The organism is Sinimarinibacterium thermocellulolyticum (genome assembly GCF_040327995.1).
GTDB lineage: Bacteria > Pseudomonadota > Gammaproteobacteria > Nevskiales > Nevskiaceae > Solimonas > Solimonas thermocellulolyticum.
The window spans coordinates 86,189-108,434 of sequence record NZ_JBEPIJ010000003.1; the positions used below are offsets into that span (position 1 = coordinate 86,189).

Below are 22,246 nucleotides of genomic sequence, written 5' to 3' on the forward strand. Positions count from 1 at the left end.
GGTGTGTCGAGAGGAAATTGCTTGGGCAGCCTTACCGCCTGGCTGCTCCCGGACTTGAAGACTCGAGCCATGGTCATGGCCGGGCGCGTATAGGCGTACCAGTGAACAGGCAAGCCCAGCGTCGACTGGCTCCGGTTCCGGAGCCGCGGCAACGCCCACTACCGCATCAGACCTGCCACCAGGAACAGCCCCAGCAGCACCGCCGTCCACAGCACCATGGTGCCGGTCGTCCAGGCATCGGCGATGCGGCCGTTCGGGCGCAGTACGACGCTGGCGTGGGTGGCCGAGCGCAGCGCGAAAGCCCAAAGTGGCGTCAGCACGCGGTCGCGGGCGGCGGCGAGAACCGACACGGTGCCGTTCCAGACGGCCGGCGCGAGGCGGCGGTAAGTCCAGTCGAAGTCGAGGTTCAGCGACGGGACCTCCGGCGGATACCAGCCGCGGCGGTAGAGCACGGCGAAGCCAGCAGCAGCAAACAGCAGTAATTGCAATTGCGTGATGACGTGCGTCGTCGTGTAGGCGTCGTAGTCGACGTCGAAGGGCAGCAGCGCGTACAGCGGCGCGGGGTACAGGCCGATGGCGATGCACAGCGCCGCGGTGAAGCCCATGGCGAGCAGCATGTTCAGCGGCGCCTCGTCGCAGCGCTTGCCGGAGTCGTGGGCGAAGAAGCTGAAGAACGGGATCTTGATGCCGGAGTGGTCGAGCACGCCGGCCGAGGCGAACAGCAGCATCAGCCAGACGACCCACAGGTGCTCCTCGGCGACCGCGGTCAGGATCATCGACTTGGTGACGAAGCCGGACAGCAGCGGGAACGCGGAGATGGACATCGAGCCGACGATGCAGAACGCCGCGGTCCACGGCATCGACTTGTACAGGCCGCCGAGTTCCGAGGCCTTGATCGTGCCGACGCGGTACAGCACCGCGCCCATCGCCATGAACAGCAGCGACTTGTAGAGGATGTGCGCGAAAGCGTGCGCGGCGGCGCCGTTGATCGCCAGCTCGGTGCCGACGCCGATGCCGCAGACCATGAAGCCGAGCTGGTTGTTGAGGCTGTACGCGAGCACGCGGCGTAGGTCGTTCTCGATGACGGCGAAGAAGATCGGGAACAGCGTCATCGCCACGCCGATCCAGATCAGCTCTTCCGTGCCCGGGAAGCCGCGCGCCAGCGCATAGACCGCGAGCTTGGTCGTGAACGCCGACAGCACGACGGTGCCGGTGACGGTGGCCTCGGGGTAGGCGTCCTGCAGCCAGTTGTGCAGCAGCGGAAACGCGCACTTGATGCCGAAGGCGAGGAAGATCAGCAGCGCGCCCGGCTCGGCGAGATCCATGCGCTCGAAGTCGACGCTGCCGGTGGCCACGTAGCGCACCGCGATGCCGGCAATCAGGATCACGCCGGAGCCGACCTGGATGATCAGGTAACGCATGCCCGCGCGATAGGCGCGCTCGGTGCGCCGCGCCCAGATCAGGAACACCGATGAGAGCGCCGTCAGCTCCCAGTACAGCATCAGCGTGACGAGGTCGCCGGCGAGCACGGCACCGATCGCGGCGCCGGCATAGACCGTCGCGGCCACGTGCTGCAGCGTGTCCTTGAGGTGCAACGCGTAGATCACCGCGAGCCAGGCGGCGATGTGGAAGATCACGGCGAAGACGAACGACAGGCGATCGATGCGGATCGTCTCCATCGCCATGCCGAAGAACTGGATCGCGCCGCTGTCGCCGTCGGGCAGAACGATCAGCAAGGCGAGACTGGCAGCCGGCAGAAGCAGCATGAGCAGCTTGCGCGGCCAGTCGCGCAGCAGCGGCAAGAGCAGGCCGCCGCCGATCATCAGCAACGCGGGATTGAAGAGCGCCTCAGTCATCGCTGTCTCCGCGCTCGTAGTAATCCTCCGGGCGTTTGATCAGCCGCCGCAGCGCCTTGGCGCTGAGCACGATGAACACGTAAGCGCCGAAGCCGAAGAAGGCGAAGAAGCCGAACCAGTGCTCGAACGCGAAGTGTCCGTGCTTCTCGTAGAACAGCTCGGCGAGCAGCAGCGCCGCACACAGCGCGTACAGGCCCAAGACCAGGCGCGTGACGTTGCGTGGACGATCGAGCCAGCGTTCGCGATCGTTCATTCCGGCTCCCAGCTGTAGCCGAGACGCTCGGCGAGCGGCTCGACCAGGTGGTCTTCGAAGAAGAACAGGAAGAAGCAGGCCAGCGCGGTGAGGCACAGCGGCACGACGCAGGCCCACGGGGCTTCGCGGATCTTGCGCGTGCGTGCGGCGCGGGCTTCGCCGGAAGGGTCGTCGGCGGCCGCCGGGGCGCCGCGCTCGGGCATGAAGAAGGCACGGATTGGAATCGGCATCAGATAGGCGATGCCGAGCAGCGAGCTGACCAGCAGCACGCCCATCATCACCGGCGTGCCGGCCTCCACCGCGCCCTCCATCAGCAGCAGCTTGTCCCAGCTTCCGGCCAGCGGCGGCAGGCCGATGATCGACATGCCGGCGAGCGTGAAGGCAGCGAAGGTGAACGGCATCTTGGGGCCGAGGCCGTCGAGTTCGCTGACCTTGCTCTTGTGCGCGGCGACGTAGATCGCACCCGCGCAGAAGAACAGCGTGATCTTGCCGGCGGCGTGGGTGAGGATGTGCAGTGCGCCCTCGATCAGCGCGTCCTGCGAGGCCAGCGCGGCGCCGAGCACGATGTAGCTGAGCTGGCTCACCGTCGAGTACGCCAGCCGCGCCTTCAGGTTGTCCTGCCGGATCGCGATGATCGCGGCGACGACGATGGTGAAGGCTGCGACCCAGGCCATGGGCTGGCCCACGGCGGAGAAGCGCATCGCGTCCATGCCGAAGAAGTAGATGGTGATCTTCATCACCGTGAACACGCCGGCTTTCACGACCGCGACCGCGTGCAGAAGCGCGGAGACCGGCGTCGGCGCGACCATCGCCGACGGCAGCCAGCGGTGGAAGGGCATCAGCGCGGCCTTGCCGATACCGAAAAGGAAGAGCGCGTAGAGAATGCCCAGCGTCTGTGGCGACGCATGTCCGGCAAGGATGCCGCCGTCGCGGAAGTCCAGCGTGCCGGTGAGTGCGTAGGTCCACACCAGCGCCGGCAGCAGCAGGCCGATCGAGGTGAGTAGCAGGGTGATCAGATACACGCGAGCGCCCTTGCGTGCTTCCGATGTGCCCTTGTGCGCGACCAGCGGCCAGGTCGCGAGCGTCAGCACCTCGTAGCCGACGAACAGCGTCAGGCCGTTGCCGGCAAAGGCAATGACCATCGCGGCGAAGATCGCGATGGCGAAGCAGAAGTAAAAGCGCGTCTGGTTTTTCTCCTCGGCCGCGCGCATGTAGCCGATCGCGTAGACCGAGGTCACCGGCCACAGGCAACCGGCGACGCTGGCGAACAGTAGGCCCAGCGGCTCCATCTCGAAGGCGAAGGACAGGCCCGGCATCCAGGTCCATAGTTCGAGGCGCGGACGCTCGTCGACGTAGGCCCACAGGCTGACGACCAGCGCGGCGAGCGCGACCCCGGCGATCAAGGTGGCGGTCTCGCGCAGGTTCGGGTGCTTGCGCAGCGCCAGCAAGCCGATGGCGCCGGCCAGCGGCAGCGCCATCGCCAGCAGCATCAACTGCGGGTTCACGATGCCCCTCCGAGCAGTCCGCGCGCGGCAACACCGGCGACATCGGCGAGGCCGGCACTGTCGACCGCGATCCACAGCGTCAGCAGCACCAAGAGCCAGGCGGCGACGCTCATGCCGGGCGCGGCCGGCGCGGCCTCGCCGGCCGGCGGTTCACGGAACCAGGCGGCCTCGATGATGCGACCGACGTAGACCAGCGCGAGCAGCGAGCTGACCAGCATCGCCGCGAGCACCGACCACTGTCCGGCGCTGATCAGCGCCTGCGCCAGCGCCCACTTGCTGACGAAGCCCGCGGTCAGCGGCACGCCGACCAGGCCGAGCCCGCCGAGCAGCAGCGCGGCGAAGGTGCCGGGCATGCGTTTGGCGAGTCCGGCGTAGTGATCGAGCGTGCTGCCTTGGGTGCGCAGCATCACGATGCCGGCAACCGCGAACAGCCCGCCCTTGATCAGGCCGTGGTTGAACAGATGCAGGAAAGCCGCGGTGAGGCCCTGCACGTCGGCGAGGCCAATGCCGGCGACGATGTAGCCGATCTGGCCGATGCTCGACCACGCGAGCAGGCGCTTGACGTCGTGCTGGAAGCAGGCGACCGCCGAGCCGACGAGCATGCCGATGACGCCGAGCGTCAGCAGCACCTCGGCCAGCGGCAAAGTGTCGCCGATGAAGTCCGTGCCAAAGACGCCGAAGGCATAGCGCACAAAGGCGTAGATCGCGATCTTGGCGCCGGCGCCGGCGAGCAGCACGCTCGCGGCGCTCGATGCCTGCGAATAGGCATCGGGCTGCCAGGCGTGCAGCGGGAATACGGCGGCCTTGATCGCAAGGCCCACGGCGATGAAGCCGAGCGACGCGGTCAGCGCACGATTGCCGTAGAGCGCCGGCACGCGCTCGGCGAGATCGGCCATGTTCAGCGAGCCGGTCAGCGCGTACAAAAGGCCGATGCCGATCAGTACGAAGGTGCCACCGACGGTGCCCATCACCAGATAGCGGAAGGCGGCAAGCAGCGCGCGGCGGTGCCGTCCCATCGCAATCAGCGCGTAGCCGGACAGCGAGGAGATTTCGAGAAAGACGAAGACGTTGAACGCATCGCCGGTGATGCCGATGCCGAGCAGACCGGCGAGGTACAGGCACAGACAGGCGTAGTACAGGTAAATGCGCGGGCGCTCGATCTCGGCCTCGACCGCACGCGGCGCGTAGAGCGCGACCGCGACCGCGAGCAGACTCACCAGCAGCAGCGGCAGCGCATTCGCCGCATCGACCACGTACTCGATGCCGAACGGCGCCGGCCAGCCGCCGAGGGCGTAGCGCAGCACGCCGCCGTCGATGGTCTGCACGAACAGTTGCGTAGAAATCACCAGCGCCGAGAGCGTCGTCAGCGCGAAAACGCCCCATGCCGCGCGTGGATGGCGCACGAGCACGCACGCCGGTGCGGCGAGCAGGGGAATCACCACCTGCAGCGCGGGCAGATGCTCGATCATCTGGCGCCGCTCTCCGCGTCGTCGCGCTTGAGCGCGTCTTGCTCTTCGGTCGTGCCGTAGGCTTCGTGGATGCGCACCGCCAGCGCCAGGCCCAGCGCCGTCGTCGCCACGCCGACGACGATGGCAGTGAGGATCAGCACGTGTGGCAGCGGATGCGAGTAGGTGGTGAACGCGGGATCGAGAATCGGTGCGGTGCCGCCGCGCACCTTGCCCAGACTGATGAACAGCATGAACACCGCGACCTGGAACACGTTCAGGCCGATCATCTTCTTGACCAGGTTGGCGTGGCTCATCACGACGTAGAGCCCGACCATCATCAGCACGATGGCGATCCAGTAGTTGTAGTAGCTCAGCAGGCTCATGAGCGGCCGACTCCACGACCGATGCCACGGCCGGCAAAGCCGTAGAACAGCATGATCATCGCCGACGTCACCGTGATGCCGACGCCGAGCTCGACCAGCAGGATGCCCAGATGCTGGCCGGCCACCGGGTCTTCGGCGGCCAGAAGGTCGTAGTCGAGGAAGGCGCCGCCGAGCAGCAGCGTGGCGACCCCGACGCCACCGTAGAGCAGCACGCCGGCCGCCAGCAGCGGACGTAGCGCGCGCATCGGCACCGCAGCGCGTGCGGCATCGAGGCCGAAGACCAGCGCGTACAGGACCACGCCGGCGGCGAAGATCACGCCGGCCTGAAAGCCGCCGCCGGGACCGTAGTCGCCGTGGAACTGCACGTACAAGCCGAACAGCAGGATGAAAGGGATCAGCAGCTTGGCGATCACGCGCAGCACGCGCTGACGGTCGCGCATCGGCGCCGCCCGTTCCCGGACCTCGCGCGGCGCGCGCTGACCGAGCAGCATCAGCACGGCGACGGCGGCGGTGAAGATGACGACGACCTCGCCGAAGGTGTCGTAGCCGCGATAGCTAGCGAGCACCGAGGTGACGACGTTGGGCACGCCGATCTCCTCGACGGAGCTCACCAGATAGCGCTCGGTGACCGGATGGGTCTGCACCGGCGAATCCTCGATCCCGAACGCGGGCAGATCGCCGCTGGCATGGACCAGCAGCGCACCGGTGGTCAGCGCCACCAACAGCGCCGGCACGCTGCGCGCCGTCGGTGTGAGCTTCTCGCGCGTGCGCGTGAGCGCCAACGCGCCGAGCAGCAGCACCGTGGTCATGCCGGCGCCGACCGCCGCCTCGGTGAAGGCGACGTCGACCGCATCCTGCATCACGAAGATGCAGGCGCTGGTGAGGCTGAAGATGCCGGACAGCATGGCCACTGCGAACAACTGGCGGATCTTGGCGATGGCGATGCCGCTGCAGAGCAGGATCGCGAACAAGGCGACGTCGATCAGCATCCAGCCGCTCATGGGGTCTGGGCTCCATCGCGAGCGTGTGGCTTGCCGGTGCGCGGCTTGAGTCCATCGCCGAGCGCCGCCTGCGCCAGTGCGTGGCTCGCCGTGGGGCTGGTGAACAGCAGGAACAGCAGAATCAGCAGCAGGCGCAGCGCGGTGGCGAATTCCTCGCTGCGCAGCAAAAGACCGAGGATCACCAGACCCGCTCCGGCGCTGTCGGTGATGCTGGCGGCGTGCGTGCGCATGAAGAACTCGCTCAGGCGATGCAGACCGGCGGCGCCGGTGAGCACGAGCAGTACGCCGGCGCCCAGCGCGAGGTCGGCGGTGATCTGCAGGATCGATTGCAGCAGGCTCACAGATCGTCTCCGTGCTCGCCGCTGGCCGAGGCGCCGAACTCGCCGTAGTGGCTCAGCTTGAGCACGGCGACGGTACCGATGAAGTTGATGAGGGCATAGACCAGCGCGATGTCGAGGAAGTGTGGCCGACCTGCGAGAAAGCCGACCACGGCGATGAACAGCACGGTCTTGGTGCCGAAGCTGTTGACCGCGAGGATGCGGTCATAGAGCGTTGGCCCGAACACGGCGCGCGCCAGTGCGAGCAGCATTGCGACGAGCAGGCCGAGCGTTGCCGCCAGCAGCATCAGCGCAGCCCCGCCCGGCGCAGGCGCCGGATCATCTCGCCGGCCTCGATGTTCGCGAGCGCACGTACATCGAGTGCGTGGACCTCGATATGGCGCTCGTCCACCGTCATCGACAGTGTTCCCGGCGTCAGCGTGATCGAATTGGCGTAGGTCGCGCGCTCGACGTCGCTGAGTCCCTCGACGTTGGCGCGGCCCAGCCCCGGCGTGATCGGCGCACGCGGCTGCCAGATCAGCCGGCTCACCGCGAGCGCCGACAGCAGGATCTGGCCGCCGAGCCACAGCCAGTAGCGCGGCACGCGCAGCAGCCAGTGCAAGGGCTTGGCCTCGTCATCGACGATGTCCATCCGTTTCGCCAGCCACGCGACCAGCAGCACCGAGAACGCGCCAAAGCCGAAGAACATCGGCACGTAATGTCCGGAGAGCAGCAGCCAGAACGCGGCAAGCATCACGGTCAGACCAATCAGCTGCGTCATCCGTGATCCTTAGTCGAGCGTCAAAGCGGGTTCGAGAACCCGGATGGTTGCCGAATGCGCTCGCAGCGTCAACGACGAAGTCCGCGTTCTGCGGCGCCATTTGACGCGCGCGGCCGCATGAGGTTTTGATAGAGGCGCGGAACACGGACAGCTCGAGCGGCCGCAGTGCGAGGCCCGTTCGTTCCGTTCCGCGGCTCATCGCAGCGAGGGGCAAGCCATGCAACTTGGCCAGCTGGCACTGTACGCGGCACTCGTCTTCGGACTGTGCGCGCTGATGCTGGGACTCTCCTGGGTCCTGGGCCAGAGGACCGCTGCGTCCCGCTTCGGCCGCGAACCCTACGAATCCGGCATCGTCTCCACCGGCGGCGCGCGCCTGCGGCTGTCGGCGAAGTTCTATCTCGTCGCGATGCTGTTCGTGATCTTCGATCTCGAGGCGGTCTATGTGCTCGCCTGGGGGGTGGCCGCGCGCGAAGCCGGCTGGGCCGGTTACATCGAGATCATGGTCTTCCTCGGCATCCTGGTCGCGGCGCTGGTCTATCTGTGGCGCTGCGGTGCGCTCGACTGGGCGCCGAGGTCGCAGCATCCCGCCGACCGACGTTACTGAGGTGCGTTCGATGGAATACAGCCTCAAGCGCATGGACGATCCGCGCGCGGCGCCCTCGCTCGACGAGCAGGTGCGCAAGAGCGTGTTCCTCGGCAAGCTGGAAGAACTCGCCCACCACGCCGTCAACTGGGGGCGCAAGAACTCGCTGTGGCCGTTCAACTTCGGCCTGTCGTGCTGCTACGTGGAGATGGCGACCGCGTTCACCAGCACGCACGATCTCGCGCGCTTCGGTTCCGAGGTGATCCGCGCGACGCCGCGCCAGTCCGACGTGATCGTCATCTCCGGCACGCCGTTCCTGAAGATGGCGCCGGTCATCAAGCTGCTCTACGAGCAGATGCTGGAACCCAAGTGGGTGATCTCGATGGGGTCCTGCGCCAACTCGGGCGGCATGTACGACATCTACTCGGTGGTGCAGGGCGTCGACAAGATCCTGCCGGTCGATGTCTACATCTCCGGCTGCCCGCCGCGCCCGGAAGCCTTCCTGCAGGCGCTGATCCTGCTGCAGAACGCGATCCAGTCGGAGCGCCGCCCGCTGTCGTGGATGGTCGGCCCGCAGGGCGTGACCAAGATGCCGGCGCTGTCGATGCGCGATGCCAAGCACGCCGAGCGCATGGCAGCGACCGACTTGAGGACGCCGGATGATGTCTAGCGCCGTCCTTAAGCAAGCGCAGCCGACCGGCGTCGTCGGCGAGCTGCTCGCGCGCTTCCCGGGCGAGGGTCTGATCGAACAGGCGACGGCCGACGGCATGCCCACGCTGTGGGTGCCGGCGTCAAAGTTGCTCGCGGTGTTGAAGACGCTCAAATGTGAGCTGCGCCCGCCCTATCGCATGCTCTACGACCTGACCGCGGTCGACGAGCGTCAGCGCCAGCATCGCAGCGGCCTGCCGGCGGCGGACTTCACCGTCGTCTATCAGTTGCTGTCGATCGAGCGCAACGCCGATGTCCGCATCAAGGTCGCGCTGACCGGGGACGCGCCGAGTCTGCCTTCGATCACCGGCCTGTGGCCGAACGCCAACTGGTACGAGCGCGAGGTCTGGGACCTGTTCGGCATCCGCTTCGACGGTCATCCGCATCTGGTGCGCATCATGATGCCGCGCACCTGGGACGGCCATCCGCTGCGCAAGGATCACTTTGCGCGGGCGACCGAGGCCGAGCGCCTGGTGATGGACCAGGCGCGCGTCGAGCGCGAGCAGGCGGCGCTGAAGATCGACCCCGCCGAGTGGGGCATGCGCGAGGTCGCCGAGGACCACGACACGATGGTGCTCAATCTCGGGCCCAACCATCCGAGCGTGCACGGCGTGTTCCGCATCATGCTGCAGCTCGACGGCGAGCAGATCGTGCAGGCGGTGCCGGACATCGGCTACCACCATCGCGGCGCCGAGAAGATGGGCGAGCGCCAGTCCTGGCACACCTACATCCCGTACACCGATCGCATCGACTATCTCGGCGGGGTGATGAACAACCTGCCATATCTGATGGCGATCGAGCGCATGGCCGGCATCACCGTGCCGCCGCGCGCGCAGACCATCCGCGTGATGCTGTGCGAGTTCTTCCGCATCACCTCGCACCTTCTGTTCTACGGGACTTATGCGCAGGACGTCGGCAGCATGAGCCCGGTGTTCTTCATGTTCGTCGACCGGCAGAAGGCCTATGACGTCATCGAGGCGATCACCGGCTTTCGCATGCATCCGGCGTGGTTTCGCATCGGCGGCGTCGCCGCCGACCTGCCGAACGGCTGGGAGCGACTGGTGCGCGAGTTCCTCGACTGGATGCCCAAGCGCCTCAAGGACTACGAGAAGATGGCGCTGAAGAACACCATCCTCAAGCGCCGCAGCATCGGCATCGGCCGTTACAGCACCGCCGAGGCGATCGACTGGGGCGTGACCGGCCCGGGCCTGCGCGCGACGGGGCTGGCTTTCGACTGGCGCAAGGCGCGACCGTACTCGGGTTACGAGCACTTCGACTTCGAGGTGCCCACCGGCAAAAACGGCGATGTCTACGACCGCTGCCTCGTGCGCGTCGAGGAGATCCGCCAGTCGCTGCGCATCATCGAGCAGTGCCTGAACCACATGCCGTCCGGCGACTACAAGGCGCGTCATCCACTGACGACGCCGCCGATCAAGGACCGCACGATGCAGGACATCGAGACCTTGATCCATCACTTTCTCAACGTGTCCTGGGGCCCGGTGATCCCGGCCGGCGAATGCACGATGACGGTGGAGGCGACCAAGGGCCTGAACAGCTACTACCTGATTTCCGACGGCGGCACCATGAGCTACCGCACGCGCATCCGCACGCCGAGCTTCGCGCATCTGCAGATGATTCCGCATCTTGCGCGCGGACTGATGGTGCCGGACCTGATCGCGATCATCGCCAGCATCGATTTCGTCATGGCGGACGTGGACAGATGACATGTTGAGTCCCGACGAAACCCGCGAGATCGACGTCGAGCTGTCGCACTACGAGCAGCCGCAGGCGGCGACGATCGAGGCGCTGAAGATCGTGCAGAAACATCGCGGCTGGGTCAGCGACGAGGCCGTGGCCGACATTGCCGCAAAGCTGGGCAGTTCGCCCGCGGACGTCGACGCGGTCGCGACCTTCTACAACCTGATCTACCGCCGGCCGGTCGGCCGCCACGTGATCCATGTCTGCGATTCGGTGTCGTGCTGGATCATGGGTCAGCCGCGGCTCACCGAGATGCTCAAGCAAAGGCTCGGCGTCGAACTCGGCCAGACGACCGCCGACGGTCGCTTCACGCTGCTGCCGATCTGCTGTCTGGGCACCTGCGATCGCGCGCCGGCGCTGATGATCGACAGCGACACGCATCGCGACCTCGAATCGGTCGATGCGGCGCGCCTCGACGCGATCCTGGAGCGTTACACATGACGCAACGCACGCGCCCGCCGGACAAGCCGCTCACCGATCGCATCCGCCCCGAGCACCCGCCGTACGGGCTCGCGGATTACGAACGCCACGGCGGTTTCCAGGGCTTGCGCGCGGCCTTGAAGATGGCACCGCAGGACGTCACCGGCTTGATCAAGGCCGCGGGCCTGCGCGGTCGCGGCGGCGCGGGCTTTCCCACCGGCGTGAAATGGGGCCTGGTGCCGATGGGCGCGGACGCGCCCAAACAAAAGTACATCGTCGCCAATGCCGACGAGATGGAGCCGGGCACGTTCAAGGACCGTTTGCTGCTCGAAGGTGACCCGCTGCAGCTCATCGAGGGCATGATCATCGGCGGCTATGCGATCGGCGCCAGCGTGGGCTACATCTTCCTGCGCGCCGAATACGTGCTCGCCGCCGAGCGCCTGCGTGCGGCGATCCGCGAGTGCCGTGCGCGGCACCTGCTCGGTCGCGACATCCTCGGTAGTGGTTTCGACTTCGAGCTCTACCTGCACACCAGCGCCGGCCGCTATATCTGCGGCGAGGAGACGGCGCTGATCTCATCGCTCGAAGGCAAGCGCGCGATTCCGCGCGCCAAGCCCCCGTTTCCGACCACCGCTGGCCTGTTCGGCAAGCCGACGGTGGTCAACAACGTCGAGACGCTGTGCAATGTGCCCCACATCGTCCACTACGGCGCCGACTGGTTTCGGCGCCTGTCGCGCTGCGGTGACGGCGGCACCAAGATCTACGGCGCCTCCGGCAAGCTGCGCCGCCCCGGCGCCTGGGAACTGCCGATGGGCACGACGGTGCGCGAGATTCTCGAAGAGCATGCCGGCGGCCTGCGCGCGGGCCTGAAACTGCGCGGCTTTCTGCCGGGCGGCGCCAGCACCGACTTTCTCACCGCCGAGCATCTCGACCTGCCGATGGACTTCGATTCCGTGGCCAAGGCCGGCTCGCGCATGGGCACCGGCACCATGATCGTGCTGGACGATCAGACCGATGTCATCGGCATGGTGCGCAATCTGATGACCTTCTTCGCGCGCGAGTCCTGCGGCTGGTGCACGCCCTGCCGCGACGGCCTGCCGTGGGGCGAGAAAATTCTCGCCGGCCTGCACACCGGCCGCGGCCAGCCGGAGGATCTCGACGTGCTGCGCCAGCTCACGCGCTGGCTCGGTCCCGGCCGCACCTTCTGCGCGCACGCGCCCGGTGCGATGGAGCCTCTGCAGAGCGCGCTCAAGCACTTCCGCGTGGACTTCGAGCGCGCGGCGAACCGCGGCGTGCCGATCGCCGCGACGGCGCTGCAGGAGAGCCGATGACGATCTCGCGCAAGCCACCGGACGCGACGATCCAGATCGACGGCAAGATCCACGCCGTCGATCCCTCGCGCAACCTGCTCGAGGTCGCCCTCGAACTGGGCTACGACCTGCCGTACTTCTGCTGGCATCCGGCGCTGGGCAGCGTCGGCGCCTGCCGCCAGTGCGCGGTCACCCAGTTCAAGGACGAGAACGACACCCAGGGCCGCGTGGTCATGGCGTGTATGACGCCCTGCACGGACAAGGCGCGCTTCAGTCTCGCGCACGCAGACGCCGTGACCATGCGCGCGGCGGTCATCGAGTTTCTGATGACCAACCATCCGCACGACTGCCCGGTCTGCGAAGAGGGCGGCGCCTGCCATCTGCAGGACATGACCGTGATGATCGGACACGCCTACCGGCGCTATCGCCATACCAAGCGCACGCATCTGAATCAGGATCTCGGCCCCTTCGTCGGCCACGAGATGAACCGCTGCATCGCGTGCTACCGCTGCGTGCGCTTCTATCGCGAATACGCCGGCGGTGACGATCTGAACGTGTTCGGCGCGCATCACCACGTCTATTTCGGCCGCGCGAGCGACGGCGTGCTCGAAAGCCCGTTCTCCGGCAACCTGGTCGAGGTCTGTCCCACCGGCGTGTTCACTGACAAGCCCTACGGTGAGTCGTACACGCGCAAGTGGGACCTGCAGCAGGCGCCCAGCGTCTGCCATCACTGCGCGCTCGGCTGCAACCTCATGCCCGGCGAGCGCTACGGCCGCATCAAGCGCGTCGAGAACCGCTACCACGGTGCGCTCAACGGCTACTTCCTCTGCGACCGCGGGCGCTACGGCTATCAGTACACCAACGCGGACGATCGTCCGCGCCGTGCGCTGCTCGAGGGTGCGCCCATCGCCGCCGCGGCCGCCGCGGCGCAGCTCGGCGCATGGATCGAGCAGGGGCGCGTGCTCGGCATCGGTTCGCCGCGCGCCTCGCTCGAAGCGAACCATGCATTGCGGGCGCTCGTCGGGGACGCGAACTTCCATCGCGGCGTCGCCGCAAGCGAGGCAGCCTGCGACGATGCTCTCGTGCAGATCCTGCGGCAGACGCCGGCGCGCATCGCCTCGATCCGCGAGGCCGAATCCGCCGACGCCGTGCTGGTGCTCGGCGAGGACCTGCTCGCGACCGGCGCGCGTCTGGCGCTGGCCTTGCGCCAGTCGGTGCGCAACGCTGCCTTTGCGATGGCCGACGCCGCCAACGTGCCGCGCTGGCAGGATCATTCGGTGCGCCTACTCGCGCAGCACGCGAAGTGTCCGCTGTTCGTGCTCAGTGCGCGCGCAACCGGACTCGACGACATCGCGAAGCGCACGTATCACGGCCGGCCCGCCGATCTCGCGCGGCTCGCGCAGGAGATCGTGCATCTGTTCGACTATACGCAGCCGCGTGCGCCGGGACTCGACGACGACGCGATTCACCTCGCGCACGACATCGCCACGGCCCTCAGAACCGCGCAGCGGCCGTTGATCGTCGCCGGCACCTCGGCGGGATCGGTCGCACTGTTGCAGGAGGCCGCGAATCTGTGCGTGGCCTTGGACAAGGCCGGGGTCGCGCCATCGATCGCGCTGCTGCCGCGCGCGGCCAACAGCGTCGGCACGGCGCTGCTCGGCGGTGACGATGCCGACGCCGCGCTCGCGCGCATCGAGGCCGGCGAGATCGACACGCTGGTCGTGCTCGAAACCGATCTGTATCGCCTCGCGCCGGCGGCGCGGGTCGATGCCGCGCTCGCGCGCGTTGAGAACCTCGTCGTGCTCGACGCGCTGGCGACGCCAACGACCGCGAAGGCCACGCTGCTGCTTCCGGCCGGCAGCTTCGCCGAAACCGACGGCACGCTGGTGAACTACGAGGGTCGTGCGCAGCGCTACTTCCAGGTGTTCGTGCCGGACGGCGACGTGCGCGAATCCTGGCGCTGGCTGCAGCAGGCCGCGCCGGCCGCCGGTCTGGATCTGGGTGACACGCTCGATGCGCTGATCGAGTGCTGCGCGCAAGCGCATCCGCAGCTCGCCGGCATCGTCGATGCGGCGCCGTCGGCGCGCTTTCGCCTCGCCGGCAGCCGCATCCCGCGCCAGCCGCACCGCTACAGCGGCCGCACGGCGATGCACGCGCACCGCGACATCCACGAGCCGCGCCCGCCGCAGGATGCGGACACGCCGCTCGCGTTCACGATGGAAGGTGCCCGCAGCGGCGCACCGCCGGCTCAGATTCCGATCTTCTGGGCGCCGCGCTGGAACTCGGTACAGTCGGTCAACAAGTTCCAGCACGAGATCAACGGCCCGCTGCGCGGCGGCGATCCCGGCGTGCTGCTGCTGGCACGCGAGGCAAGCGCCACCTACTACGAGCGACCAGCGTGGCAGCCGGCGCGAGAACTGGAAGTCGTCTGGCTGCACGAGCTGTTCGGGTCGGAGGAGCTGTCGGCGCGCGGCGCGGCGATTGCAACACGCGTGCCCAGGCCTTACGTCGTCGTGCATCCGGATCACGCCAATGGACTGGCCGACGACACGACCGTGATCTGCGACTGCGGCGGCCAGCGCTGGCATGCAAAACTGCGGATCGACGCAACGATGGCCGCCGGCGCCATCGGCGTGCCGTACGGTCTGCCCGGTGTGCCGGTGCTGCCGGTAGATGCCCGCGTCATGCTGGTGCCGGCATGAGCGACGCATTCAATCCACTGCTGGTCGGCACCATCCTGACCGCCGTCGTCGGCACCGCCGCGCTGCTGATCTGGGTCGAGCGGCGCATGCTCGGCCTGTGGCAGGACCGCTGGGGACCCAACCGCGTGTGGTTTCTGGGCATCGGCCAGGTCGTCGCCGACATGATCAAGATCTTCACCAAGGACGACTGGGTGCCGCCGTTCGCCGACCGCGTGGTCTTCGTCATCGCGCCACCGATCGCCATGATCACGGTGTTGCTGGCCTTCGCGGTGGTGCCGATCGCGCCGGGCGTGCACATCGCCGCGAACTGGAACGTCGGCATCTTGTTCGTGCTCGGCATGACCTCGCTCGCGGTCTACGCCGTGCTGCTCGGCGGCTGGGCGTCGAACAACAAGTACGCGCTGATCGGCGCGATGCGCGCCGCGGCGCAGTCGATCAGCTACGAGGTGTTCATGGGCCTGGCGCTGATCGGTGTCGTCATCCAGGCCGGCAGCTTCGATCTGGCTGACATCGTCGAGGCGCAGCGCGACGGTTGGTTCATCATCCCCCAGGCGCTGGGGTTCCTGCTGTTCATGATTGCCGGGCTGGCCGAAACCCACCGCCTGCCGCTGGACCTGCCCGAGGCCGAACACGAGCTGACCGCGGGTTTTCACACCGAGTATTCGGGCATGAAGTTCGGCATGTTCTTCGTCGGTGAATACGTCGCGGTGATTCTGGTGTCGTCGCTACTGACCACGTTGTACTTCGGCGGCTGGCTCGGGCCGACTTTCGGCTGGACCCTGTTCGGCTGGGAATTCATGCCGCTGCTGTGGTTCTGCATCAAGACCGGCGTTTTCATCCTGTTCTTCATCCTGCTGCGCGCGGCGATTCCGCGGCCGCGCTACGACCAGCTCATGCGCTTTGGCTGGCTGGTGCTGCTGCCGCTGGCGCTGCTGAACACGGCCGTCACCGGTGCCGTCGTGTTGTGGAGGGCCGGTTGATGTCGACGCCAACGCCGTCCGGTCTGCGCCTGCTGCTCGAAGGCTTTTACACGCAATGCCTGTCGCTGTGGCGCGTGTTCCTGCACCTGTTCCATCGCCGCTCGACGATCGAGTACCCGGAGCAGATGCCCTACCTGCCGCCGCGCTACCGCGGGCGCATCGTGCTGACGCGCGACCCCGACGGCGAGGAGCGCTGCGTCGCCTGCAACCTGTGCGCGGTCGCCTGCCCGGTCGGCTGCATCGCCCTGCAGAAGGCGGAGCGGCCCGAGGACGGGCGCTGGTATCCCGAGTGGTTCCGCATCAACTTCTCGCGCTGCATCTACTGCGGCCTGTGCGAGGAAGCCTGCCCGACCTACGCGATCCAACTGACGCCGGACTTCGAGATGGCCGAATACGACCGCCGCAACATGGTCTACGAGAAAGAGCACCTGCTCATCAGCGGGCAGGGCAAGCAACCGGGCTACAGCTTCTACAAGGTCGCCGGCCTGTCCGTGTCCGGCAAGCCCAAGGGTGCGGCGCAGAACGAAGAGCCGCCCGTCGATCCGAGGAGCCTGCTGCCGTGACGCTGCTGTTCTACGGCGCGTCCGCCGTGGCGCTGGCCGCGACGCTGCTCGCGATCACGCGCGCGCATCCGGTGCACGCGCTGCTGTACCTGATCGTCTCGCTGCTCGGCGCAGCCGGCGTGATGCTCGCGCTCGGCGCGCCGTTTGCGGCGATGCTGGAGATCGTGGTCTACGCCGGCGCGATCATGGTGCTGTTCGTGTTCGTGGTGATGCTGCTCAATCTCGGACCCGATGCCGCGCGCGGCGAGGCGCCTTGGCTGCGGCCGCGCTACTGGATCGGGCCGGGCCTGCTCGCCGCGGCGCTGCTGCTGCAGTTGCTGGCGGCGTTGTGGACGCTCGATGCGCCGGCCGGCGGCGCCGAGGTCGCCCCCAAGGCCGTCGGCGTGCTGTTGTTCGGGCCGTACCTGCTCGCAGTCGAACTCGGCTCGATGCTGCTGCTCGCCGGTCTGGTCTCGGCCTTCCACATCGGCCGGGCGCGGCCGGCGCGCGGGGGCGGCGCATGACTACGGTGCCGCTGGCACATGCGCTGGCCGTCTGCGCGGCGCTGTTCGCGCTCGGTCTGGCCGGGCTGCTGGTGCGCCGCGGCCTGCTGTTCTCCTTGATGTGCCTGGAGATCATGCTCAACGCCGCGGCTCTGGCCTTCGTCGTCGCCGGCAGTCGCTGGGCGCAGGCCGACGGGCAGGTGATGTTCGTGCTGGTGCTGACGCTCGCCGCCGCCGAGGTCGCCGTGGGTCTGGCGCTGCTGCTGCAGATTCATCGCCGCTTTAGATCGCTCGATCCAGATGCGGTGGCGGGGATGAAGGCGTGAATCCGGCCACGCTACTGCCTTGGGTGGTCTGGCTGCCGCTCTCGAGCGCGGCGGTGCTGCTGCTGTGGACGCGCATCCCGCGTGTGGGCGTCACCCTGCTCGGCACCGGCTCGATCACGGCTGCGGCGCTGCTGACGGCGTGGCTCGGCGCGCAATGGCTCGATGTACGCGAGCCGTTTACCGTCGTCTTGTGGCAATGGCTGCAGCTCGACAGCTTTGCGCCGCGCATCGCACTGCAGTTCGACGGGCTGGCGCTGACGATGACGGGAATCATCACCGGCGTCGGCGCGCTGATTCACAGCTATGCCTCGGGTTACATGCGCGACGACCCGCACTACCGCCAGTTCTTCGCGTACATGAACCTGTTCGTCGCGATGATGCTGGTGCTGGTGCTCGCCGACAATCTGCTGCTGCTGTACCTCGGCTGGGAAGGCGTGGGCCTGTGCTCGTATCTGCTGATCGGCTTCTGGAATCACGACCCGGCCAACGGCGCGGCAGCACGCAAGGCCTTCATCACCACGCGCGTCGGCGACACCGCGATGGCGATCGGCCTGTTCCTGCTCTATCGCGAGCTGCACACGCTCGACATCACCGGCGTGCTGACGGCGGCGCCGCTGGTCTGGGCCAACGATTCCTGGACGCCGACCTTGATTGCGCTGCTGATTCTCGGCGGCGCCGTCGGCAAGTCGGCGCAGTTGCCGCTGCAGGCCTGGCTGCCGGACGCGATGGCCGGTCCGACACCGGTCTCGGCGCTGATCCACGCGGCGACGATGGTGACCGCCGGCGTCTATCTGATCGCACGGCTCAATGGCCTGTACCTGCTGGCACCCGAGGCGCTGGCCCTCGTCGGCTGGATCGGCGCGATCACGCTGCTGCTCGCCGGCGCGGCGGCACTGGTGCAGACCGACATCAAGCGCGTGCTGGCGTACTCGACGATGTCGCAGATCGGCTACATGTTCCTCGCGCTCGGCGCCGGCGCCTGGCAGGCGGCGATCTTCCACCTGATGACCCACGCCTTCTTTAAGGCGCTGCTGTTCCTCGCGTCTGGCAGCGTGATCCTCGCCTGCCATCACGAGCAGGACATCTTCTGCATGGGCGGGCTACGCCGGAGATTGCCGCTGGCGTTCTGGAGTTTCGTCGTCGGCGGTTCGGCGCTCGCGGCGCTGCCGCTGGTCACCGCCGGCTTCTGGAGCAAGGAGGCGATTCTCGCCGGCGCCTGGTCGAATGGCCATCACGCGTGGTGGGCGATGGGCGCGGCCTGCGCGTTCCTGACCGGGCTTTATACGTTCCGGCTCGTGTTCATCGTCTTCCTCGGTCGCGAGCACACGCACGCGCACGACGCGGACACTGTGCGCATGCGCGTGCCGCTCCTCGCGCTGATGCTGTTGTCGGTCGTCGGCGGGGCGATTGCGCTGCCGCTCGCCGGCGTGCTGCCGGATGATCCGGCCAAGCCGGCGAGCCATGTGCCGGAGATTCTCGCCGTGGCCGCCGGGCTCGCCGGTATCGTGCTGGCCTGGTTTTGGTACGGACGCGGCGCCGGTGTTGCGCCCGACGACACACCGCTGCGTGCGCTGGTCAAGTCCGGCTGGGGTTTCGATGCGCTTTACGACGCATTGCTCGTGCGCCCGGTGTACGCGCTGGCGCGCGTCAATCGCCGCGATGTCGTCGACCAGGTCTATGACGCTGTCGCGATCGCACTGATGGGGCTGCACCGGCTTGCACTCAAGCCGCAGAACGGTCGACTGCGCTGGTATGCGGCAGCGATGGCGGCGGGCGTGGTCGTTCTGCTCGGGGCCGCCACATGGACATGACGCCGGGCCTGAGCGCCTGGCTGCTGCCGGCGCTGATTCTGATTCCGTTCTTCGGCGGACTCGCGGCCTGGTACGCGGAACGCTGGTCGCTGACCTGGCCGCGCTGGGTCGGCCTACTGAGCATGGGCGCGACCTGCCTGCTCGCGGTCTGGATCTGGCTGCACGCAGACGTGCCACCGGCCGTCCCACCCCACGGGTCACCTGAGTGGATCCTCGAATTCCGCGCCGAGTGGATTCCGCGCTGGGGCGTGAGCTTCCACCTCGGCATCGACGGTCTCGGCCTGTTGATGGTGCTGCTCACCGGCGTGCTGGGCGTCTTGTCGGTGGCTTGCTCGTGGCGCGAGATCCAGCAGTACGTCGGGTTCTTCCATCTGAACCTGCTGTGGAACCTCGCCGGCGTCATGGGCGTGTTCATGGCGCTGGACCTGTTCCTGTTCTTCGTGTTCTGGGAAGCGATGCTGGTGCCGATGTACTTTCTGATCGCGCTCTGGGGCCATTCGAGCCGCGGCGGGCGCTCGCGCGTTTATGCGGCGACCAAGTTCTTCATCTTCACCCAGGCCTCGGGCCTCTTGATGCTGGTCGGCATTCTCGCGCTGGTGTGGCTGCACCAGCAGAACACCGGGCAGTGGAGCTTCAGCTACGCCGAGCTGTTGTACACGCCGCTCAGTGCGACGCAGGAAATGCTGCTGATGCTGGCGTTCTTTGTTGGCTTCGCGGTCAAGCTGCCGGTGTTCCCGCTGCATCCGTGGCTGCCGGACGCGCACTCGCAGGCGCCGACGGCCGGTTCGGTGGATCTCGCCGGTGTGCTGCTCAAGACCGGTGCCTACGGGCTGCTGCGCTTCGTGCTGCCGCTGTTTCCGAATGCATCGACGGACTTCGCGCCGGTGGCCATGGCGCTGGCGATTCTGGGCATCCTCTACGGCGCGAAGATGGCGCTGGTGCAGACTGACATCAAGCGTCTGGTTGCCTACACCAGCGTCTCGCACATGGGCTTCGTGCTGCTCGGCATCTATGCGGGCACGACGCTGGCGCTGCAGGGCGCGCTGCTGCTGATGCTCGCGCACGGCCTTGCCACCGGCGCGCTGTTCATCCTCTGCGGCGAACTCTACGAGCGCCTGCACACGCGCGAGCTGTCACGCATGGGCGGACTCGCGCATCGTGCGCCGCACTATGCGACCGCGCTGATGTTCTTTGCGCTCGCCTCGCTCGGCCTGCCTGGCCTTGGCAACTTCGTCGGCGAGTTCCTCGTGCTGTTCGGCAGCTTCTCCGTCGCGCCGTGGATCACCGCACTCGCCGCGACCGGCCTGATTCTCGCGGCGGTGTACTCGCTGTACATCGTGCAGCGTGCATTGCACGGACCGCCGGCCGACGACACCTGCGTCGAGGATCTCACCGCGCGCGAGAAGCTGATGATGGGCTTCGTGATGCTCGCGCTGCTCGCGCTCGGCCTGTATCCGCAGCCAGTGATCGATCTCGCCTTCGCGCCGCTGGCGCAGATCGCCAACTGGTATGCACTCGGAGTGCCGCCGCCGTGAGTCCTGGATTGCAGGCCGAGCTTCTCGCCGGCGCGCCGTTGATCCTGATGGCGGCCGGCATCGTGCTGGTGATGCTGTTGATCGCCGCGCGTCGCGATCATCGTGCGATCGCGCAACTGACGACGCTGGGCTTCATCCTCGCCTTCGGCGCCTGCCTCGTTGCGCAGCCCACGGTCGAAATCACGCCGCTGCTGATCGTCGACGATTACGCGCGCTTGGCGATGGCGCTGTTCGCCTTGGCCGGCGCGATCACGGTGCTGCTGGTCTACGGCTATCTCGCACAGCACGACGGCTGGCGCGAGGAGATGTACTTGCTGCTGCTGCTCGCGGTGTTCGGCGCGATGGTGCTTGCCGGGGCGCGCCATGCGGCGAGCCTGCTGCTCGGCTTGGAGACGCTCGGCATCGCGCTGCTTGGCATGATCGCGTATCCCTTGCTGCGCAAGCGCCCGCTCGAAGCCGGCATCAAGTATCTGGTGCTGTCGGCGGCGTCGACGGCGACGCTGCTGTTCGGCTTCGCGCTGGTCTACGCGGCGAGCGGCAGCCTGCAGTTCGACACGCTCGGCGCCGCGCTCGCGCAGGCCAGCGGCGATGACCGCGTCATTGCGCAGGCGGGGCTCGGTCTGGTCTGGGTCGGCTTTGCCTTCAAGCTGTCGCTGGTGCCGTTTCATCTGTGGACCGCCGATGTCTACGAAGGCGCGCCGGCCCCGGTCACCGGCTTTCTGGCGACGGTGTCCAAAGGCGCGGTCGCCGTGGTGTTGCTGCGCTGGCTTGATGCGGCAACGCTCGCGCAGACGCCGATGCTGGCGCAGGCGCTCGCGGCGCTGGCTATCGCGAGCATCGCCGTCGGCAATCTCGCCGCCCTGCAGCAGAGCAACGTCAAGCGCCTGCTCGCGTACTCGTCGATCGCGCACTTCGGCTACCTCTTGGTGCCGTTTCTCGTTGGTGGGGCGACCGCGCGCGAGGCGGTGCTGTTCTATGTCGCCGCCTATGCGGTGATGACGCTGGGCTGCTTCGGTGCGATCGCGGCGCTCTCGAGCGGCGCCAATGCCGAGGACGCCGATCATCTGTACGACTATCGCGGTCTGTTCTGGCGCCGGCCGCTGGTGACCTCGGTATTCACGCCGATGCTGCTGGCGCAGGCCGGCGTCCCGCTCACCGTCGGCTTTCTCGCCAAGTTTTACATCCTCGCCGCCGCGGTCGAGCAGCACGCCTGGACGCTCGCGGTCGCCGTCGTGCTCGGCAGCGCGGTCGGCCTGTACTACTACCTGCGGCTGGTGGTCGTGCAGTTCCTGCCGCGACCCGGCGGCATGCGGCCGGAGACCGTCTGGTCGGAGATCACGGTCGCGCGCGGCGTCGCGCTGGCGCTACTGCTGGTCGCACTGATCGGCGCCGGCGTCTGGCCGCAGCCGCTCGCAGACGCGGTTGGATTGGCGCTGGCGGCACTGGCCTGAGCACGCTGCCGCAGTCGGCAATTGCCCTTACTGAACCGGCGCTTGCGCGTCGGCCCGGTGGCGATGCCGGGAC

General features: G+C 67.6%; 22 protein-coding genes. 13 read left to right on the forward strand and 9 right to left on the reverse strand.

All coding sequences use genetic code 11. The features are described from left to right. Positions 1-158: 158 nt before the first annotated feature. From ABSH63_RS03610 to ABSH63_RS03650, 9 genes are read right to left on the reverse strand one after another with little or no spacing between them, the layout of a single operon-like run. Positions 159-1,856, reverse strand: coding sequence for a Na(+)/H(+) antiporter subunit D (locus ABSH63_RS03610; protein ID WP_352887523.1), 1,698 nt, complete (start codon positions 1,854-1,856; stop codon positions 159-161). Then, positions 1,849-2,109, reverse strand: coding sequence for a hypothetical protein (locus tag ABSH63_RS03615; RefSeq protein WP_352887525.1), 261 nt, complete (start codon positions 2,107-2,109; stop codon positions 1,849-1,851). Before ABSH63_RS03615 ends, ABSH63_RS03610 begins: the two co-directional genes overlap by 8 nt. Beyond that, on the reverse strand, positions 2,106-3,617 hold the full coding sequence (locus tag ABSH63_RS03620) for a complex I subunit 5 family protein (protein WP_434223242.1): 1,512 nt from the start codon (positions 3,615-3,617) through the stop codon (positions 2,106-2,108). Before ABSH63_RS03620 ends, ABSH63_RS03615 begins: the two co-directional genes overlap by 4 nt. Further along, positions 3,611-5,083, reverse strand: coding sequence for a monovalent cation/H+ antiporter subunit D family protein (locus ABSH63_RS03625; RefSeq protein WP_352887531.1), 1,473 nt, complete (start codon positions 5,081-5,083; stop codon positions 3,611-3,613). The genes ABSH63_RS03620 and ABSH63_RS03625 overlap by 7 nt, the downstream gene beginning before the upstream one ends. Beyond that, entirely contained in the window at positions 5,080-5,445 is a 366-nt protein-coding gene (locus ABSH63_RS03630) for a cation:proton antiporter subunit C (protein WP_352887534.1), read from the reverse strand. Before ABSH63_RS03630 ends, ABSH63_RS03625 begins: the two co-directional genes overlap by 4 nt. Then, the gene (locus tag ABSH63_RS03635; RefSeq protein ID WP_352887537.1) at positions 5,442-6,446 is read right to left on the reverse strand and encodes a Na(+)/H(+) antiporter subunit B; all 1,005 of its coding nucleotides are present in this window, start codon (positions 6,444-6,446) and stop codon (positions 5,442-5,444) included. Before ABSH63_RS03635 ends, ABSH63_RS03630 begins: the two co-directional genes overlap by 4 nt. Beyond that, positions 6,443-6,787 (reverse strand): monovalent cation/H(+) antiporter subunit G, encoded by a 345-nt coding sequence (mnhG, locus tag ABSH63_RS03640; RefSeq protein ID WP_352887540.1) that lies wholly within the window; start codon positions 6,785-6,787, stop codon positions 6,443-6,445. The genes ABSH63_RS03635 and mnhG overlap by 4 nt, the downstream gene beginning before the upstream one ends. Then, a complete protein-coding gene (locus ABSH63_RS03645; RefSeq protein WP_352887543.1) occupies positions 6,784-7,071 on the reverse strand; it encodes an MrpF/PhaF family protein in 288 nt (95 codons plus the stop codon). Before ABSH63_RS03645 ends, mnhG begins: the two co-directional genes overlap by 4 nt. Then, positions 7,071-7,544 carry a Na+/H+ antiporter subunit E gene (locus ABSH63_RS03650; RefSeq protein WP_352887545.1) on the reverse strand — a complete coding sequence of 158 codons (474 nt, stop codon included), beginning with the start codon at positions 7,542-7,544 and terminating at the stop codon, positions 7,071-7,073. The genes ABSH63_RS03645 and ABSH63_RS03650 overlap by 1 nt, the downstream gene beginning before the upstream one ends. Positions 7,545-7,761: 217 nt before the next feature. Between ABSH63_RS03650 and ndhC the strand changes: the two genes are divergently transcribed. The 13 genes from ndhC to ABSH63_RS03715 are packed head-to-tail and all read left to right on the forward strand — an operon-like array spanning position 7,762 to position 22,173. Further along, complete coding sequence (ndhC, locus tag ABSH63_RS03655; protein ID WP_352887547.1) at positions 7,762-8,148, forward strand: NADH-quinone oxidoreductase subunit A; 387 nt, start codon at positions 7,762-7,764, stop codon at positions 8,146-8,148. 10 nt (positions 8,149-8,158) lie between these two features. Beyond that, positions 8,159-8,797, forward strand: coding sequence for a NuoB/complex I 20 kDa subunit family protein (locus ABSH63_RS03660; protein ID WP_352887549.1), 639 nt, complete (start codon positions 8,159-8,161; stop codon positions 8,795-8,797). Then, positions 8,790-10,559 carry an NADH-quinone oxidoreductase subunit C/D gene (gene nuoC / locus ABSH63_RS03665; RefSeq protein WP_352887550.1) on the forward strand — a complete coding sequence of 590 codons (1,770 nt, stop codon included), beginning with the start codon at positions 8,790-8,792 and terminating at the stop codon, positions 10,557-10,559. Before ABSH63_RS03660 ends, nuoC begins: the two co-directional genes overlap by 8 nt. Beyond that, complete coding sequence (gene nuoE / locus ABSH63_RS03670; protein ID WP_434223243.1) at positions 10,531-11,034, forward strand: NADH-quinone oxidoreductase subunit NuoE; 504 nt, start codon at positions 10,531-10,533, stop codon at positions 11,032-11,034. Before nuoC ends, nuoE begins: the two co-directional genes overlap by 29 nt. Next, positions 11,031-12,344, forward strand: a complete 1,314-nt coding sequence (gene nuoF / locus ABSH63_RS03675; protein ID WP_352887552.1) for an NADH-quinone oxidoreductase subunit NuoF — start codon at positions 11,031-11,033, stop codon at positions 12,342-12,344. The genes nuoE and nuoF overlap by 4 nt, the downstream gene beginning before the upstream one ends. Then, a complete protein-coding gene (gene nuoG, locus ABSH63_RS03680) occupies positions 12,341-15,025 on the forward strand; it encodes an NADH-quinone oxidoreductase subunit NuoG (RefSeq protein WP_352887554.1) in 2,685 nt (894 codons plus the stop codon). Before nuoF ends, nuoG begins: the two co-directional genes overlap by 4 nt. Beyond that, the gene (nuoH, locus tag ABSH63_RS03685; protein WP_352887556.1) at positions 15,022-16,005 is read left to right on the forward strand and encodes an NADH-quinone oxidoreductase subunit NuoH; all 984 of its coding nucleotides are present in this window, start codon (positions 15,022-15,024) and stop codon (positions 16,003-16,005) included. The genes nuoG and nuoH overlap by 4 nt, the downstream gene beginning before the upstream one ends. After that, positions 16,005-16,568, forward strand: coding sequence for an NADH-quinone oxidoreductase subunit NuoI (gene nuoI / locus ABSH63_RS03690; RefSeq protein ID WP_352887557.1), 564 nt, complete (start codon positions 16,005-16,007; stop codon positions 16,566-16,568). The genes nuoH and nuoI overlap by 1 nt, the downstream gene beginning before the upstream one ends. Next, a complete protein-coding gene (gene nuoJ, locus ABSH63_RS03695; protein ID WP_352887558.1) occupies positions 16,565-17,071 on the forward strand; it encodes an NADH-quinone oxidoreductase subunit J in 507 nt (168 codons plus the stop codon). The genes nuoI and nuoJ overlap by 4 nt, the downstream gene beginning before the upstream one ends. Continuing rightward, entirely contained in the window at positions 17,068-17,376 is a 309-nt protein-coding gene (gene nuoK, locus ABSH63_RS03700; RefSeq protein ID WP_352887560.1) for an NADH-quinone oxidoreductase subunit NuoK, read from the forward strand. Before nuoJ ends, nuoK begins: the two co-directional genes overlap by 4 nt. Continuing rightward, positions 17,373-19,187, forward strand: a complete 1,815-nt coding sequence (nuoL, locus tag ABSH63_RS03705; RefSeq protein ID WP_352887562.1) for an NADH-quinone oxidoreductase subunit L — start codon at positions 17,373-17,375, stop codon at positions 19,185-19,187. Before nuoK ends, nuoL begins: the two co-directional genes overlap by 4 nt. Then, positions 19,184-20,722: an NADH-quinone oxidoreductase subunit M gene (gene nuoM / locus ABSH63_RS03710; protein WP_352887810.1), complete on the forward strand. Its 1,539-nt coding sequence runs from the start codon at positions 19,184-19,186 to the stop codon at positions 20,720-20,722. Before nuoL ends, nuoM begins: the two co-directional genes overlap by 4 nt. A gap of 47 nt (positions 20,723-20,769) precedes the next feature. Further along, entirely contained in the window at positions 20,770-22,173 is a 1,404-nt protein-coding gene (locus tag ABSH63_RS03715; RefSeq protein ID WP_352887812.1) for an NADH-quinone oxidoreductase subunit N, read from the forward strand. Positions 22,174-22,246 lie beyond the last annotated feature (73 nt).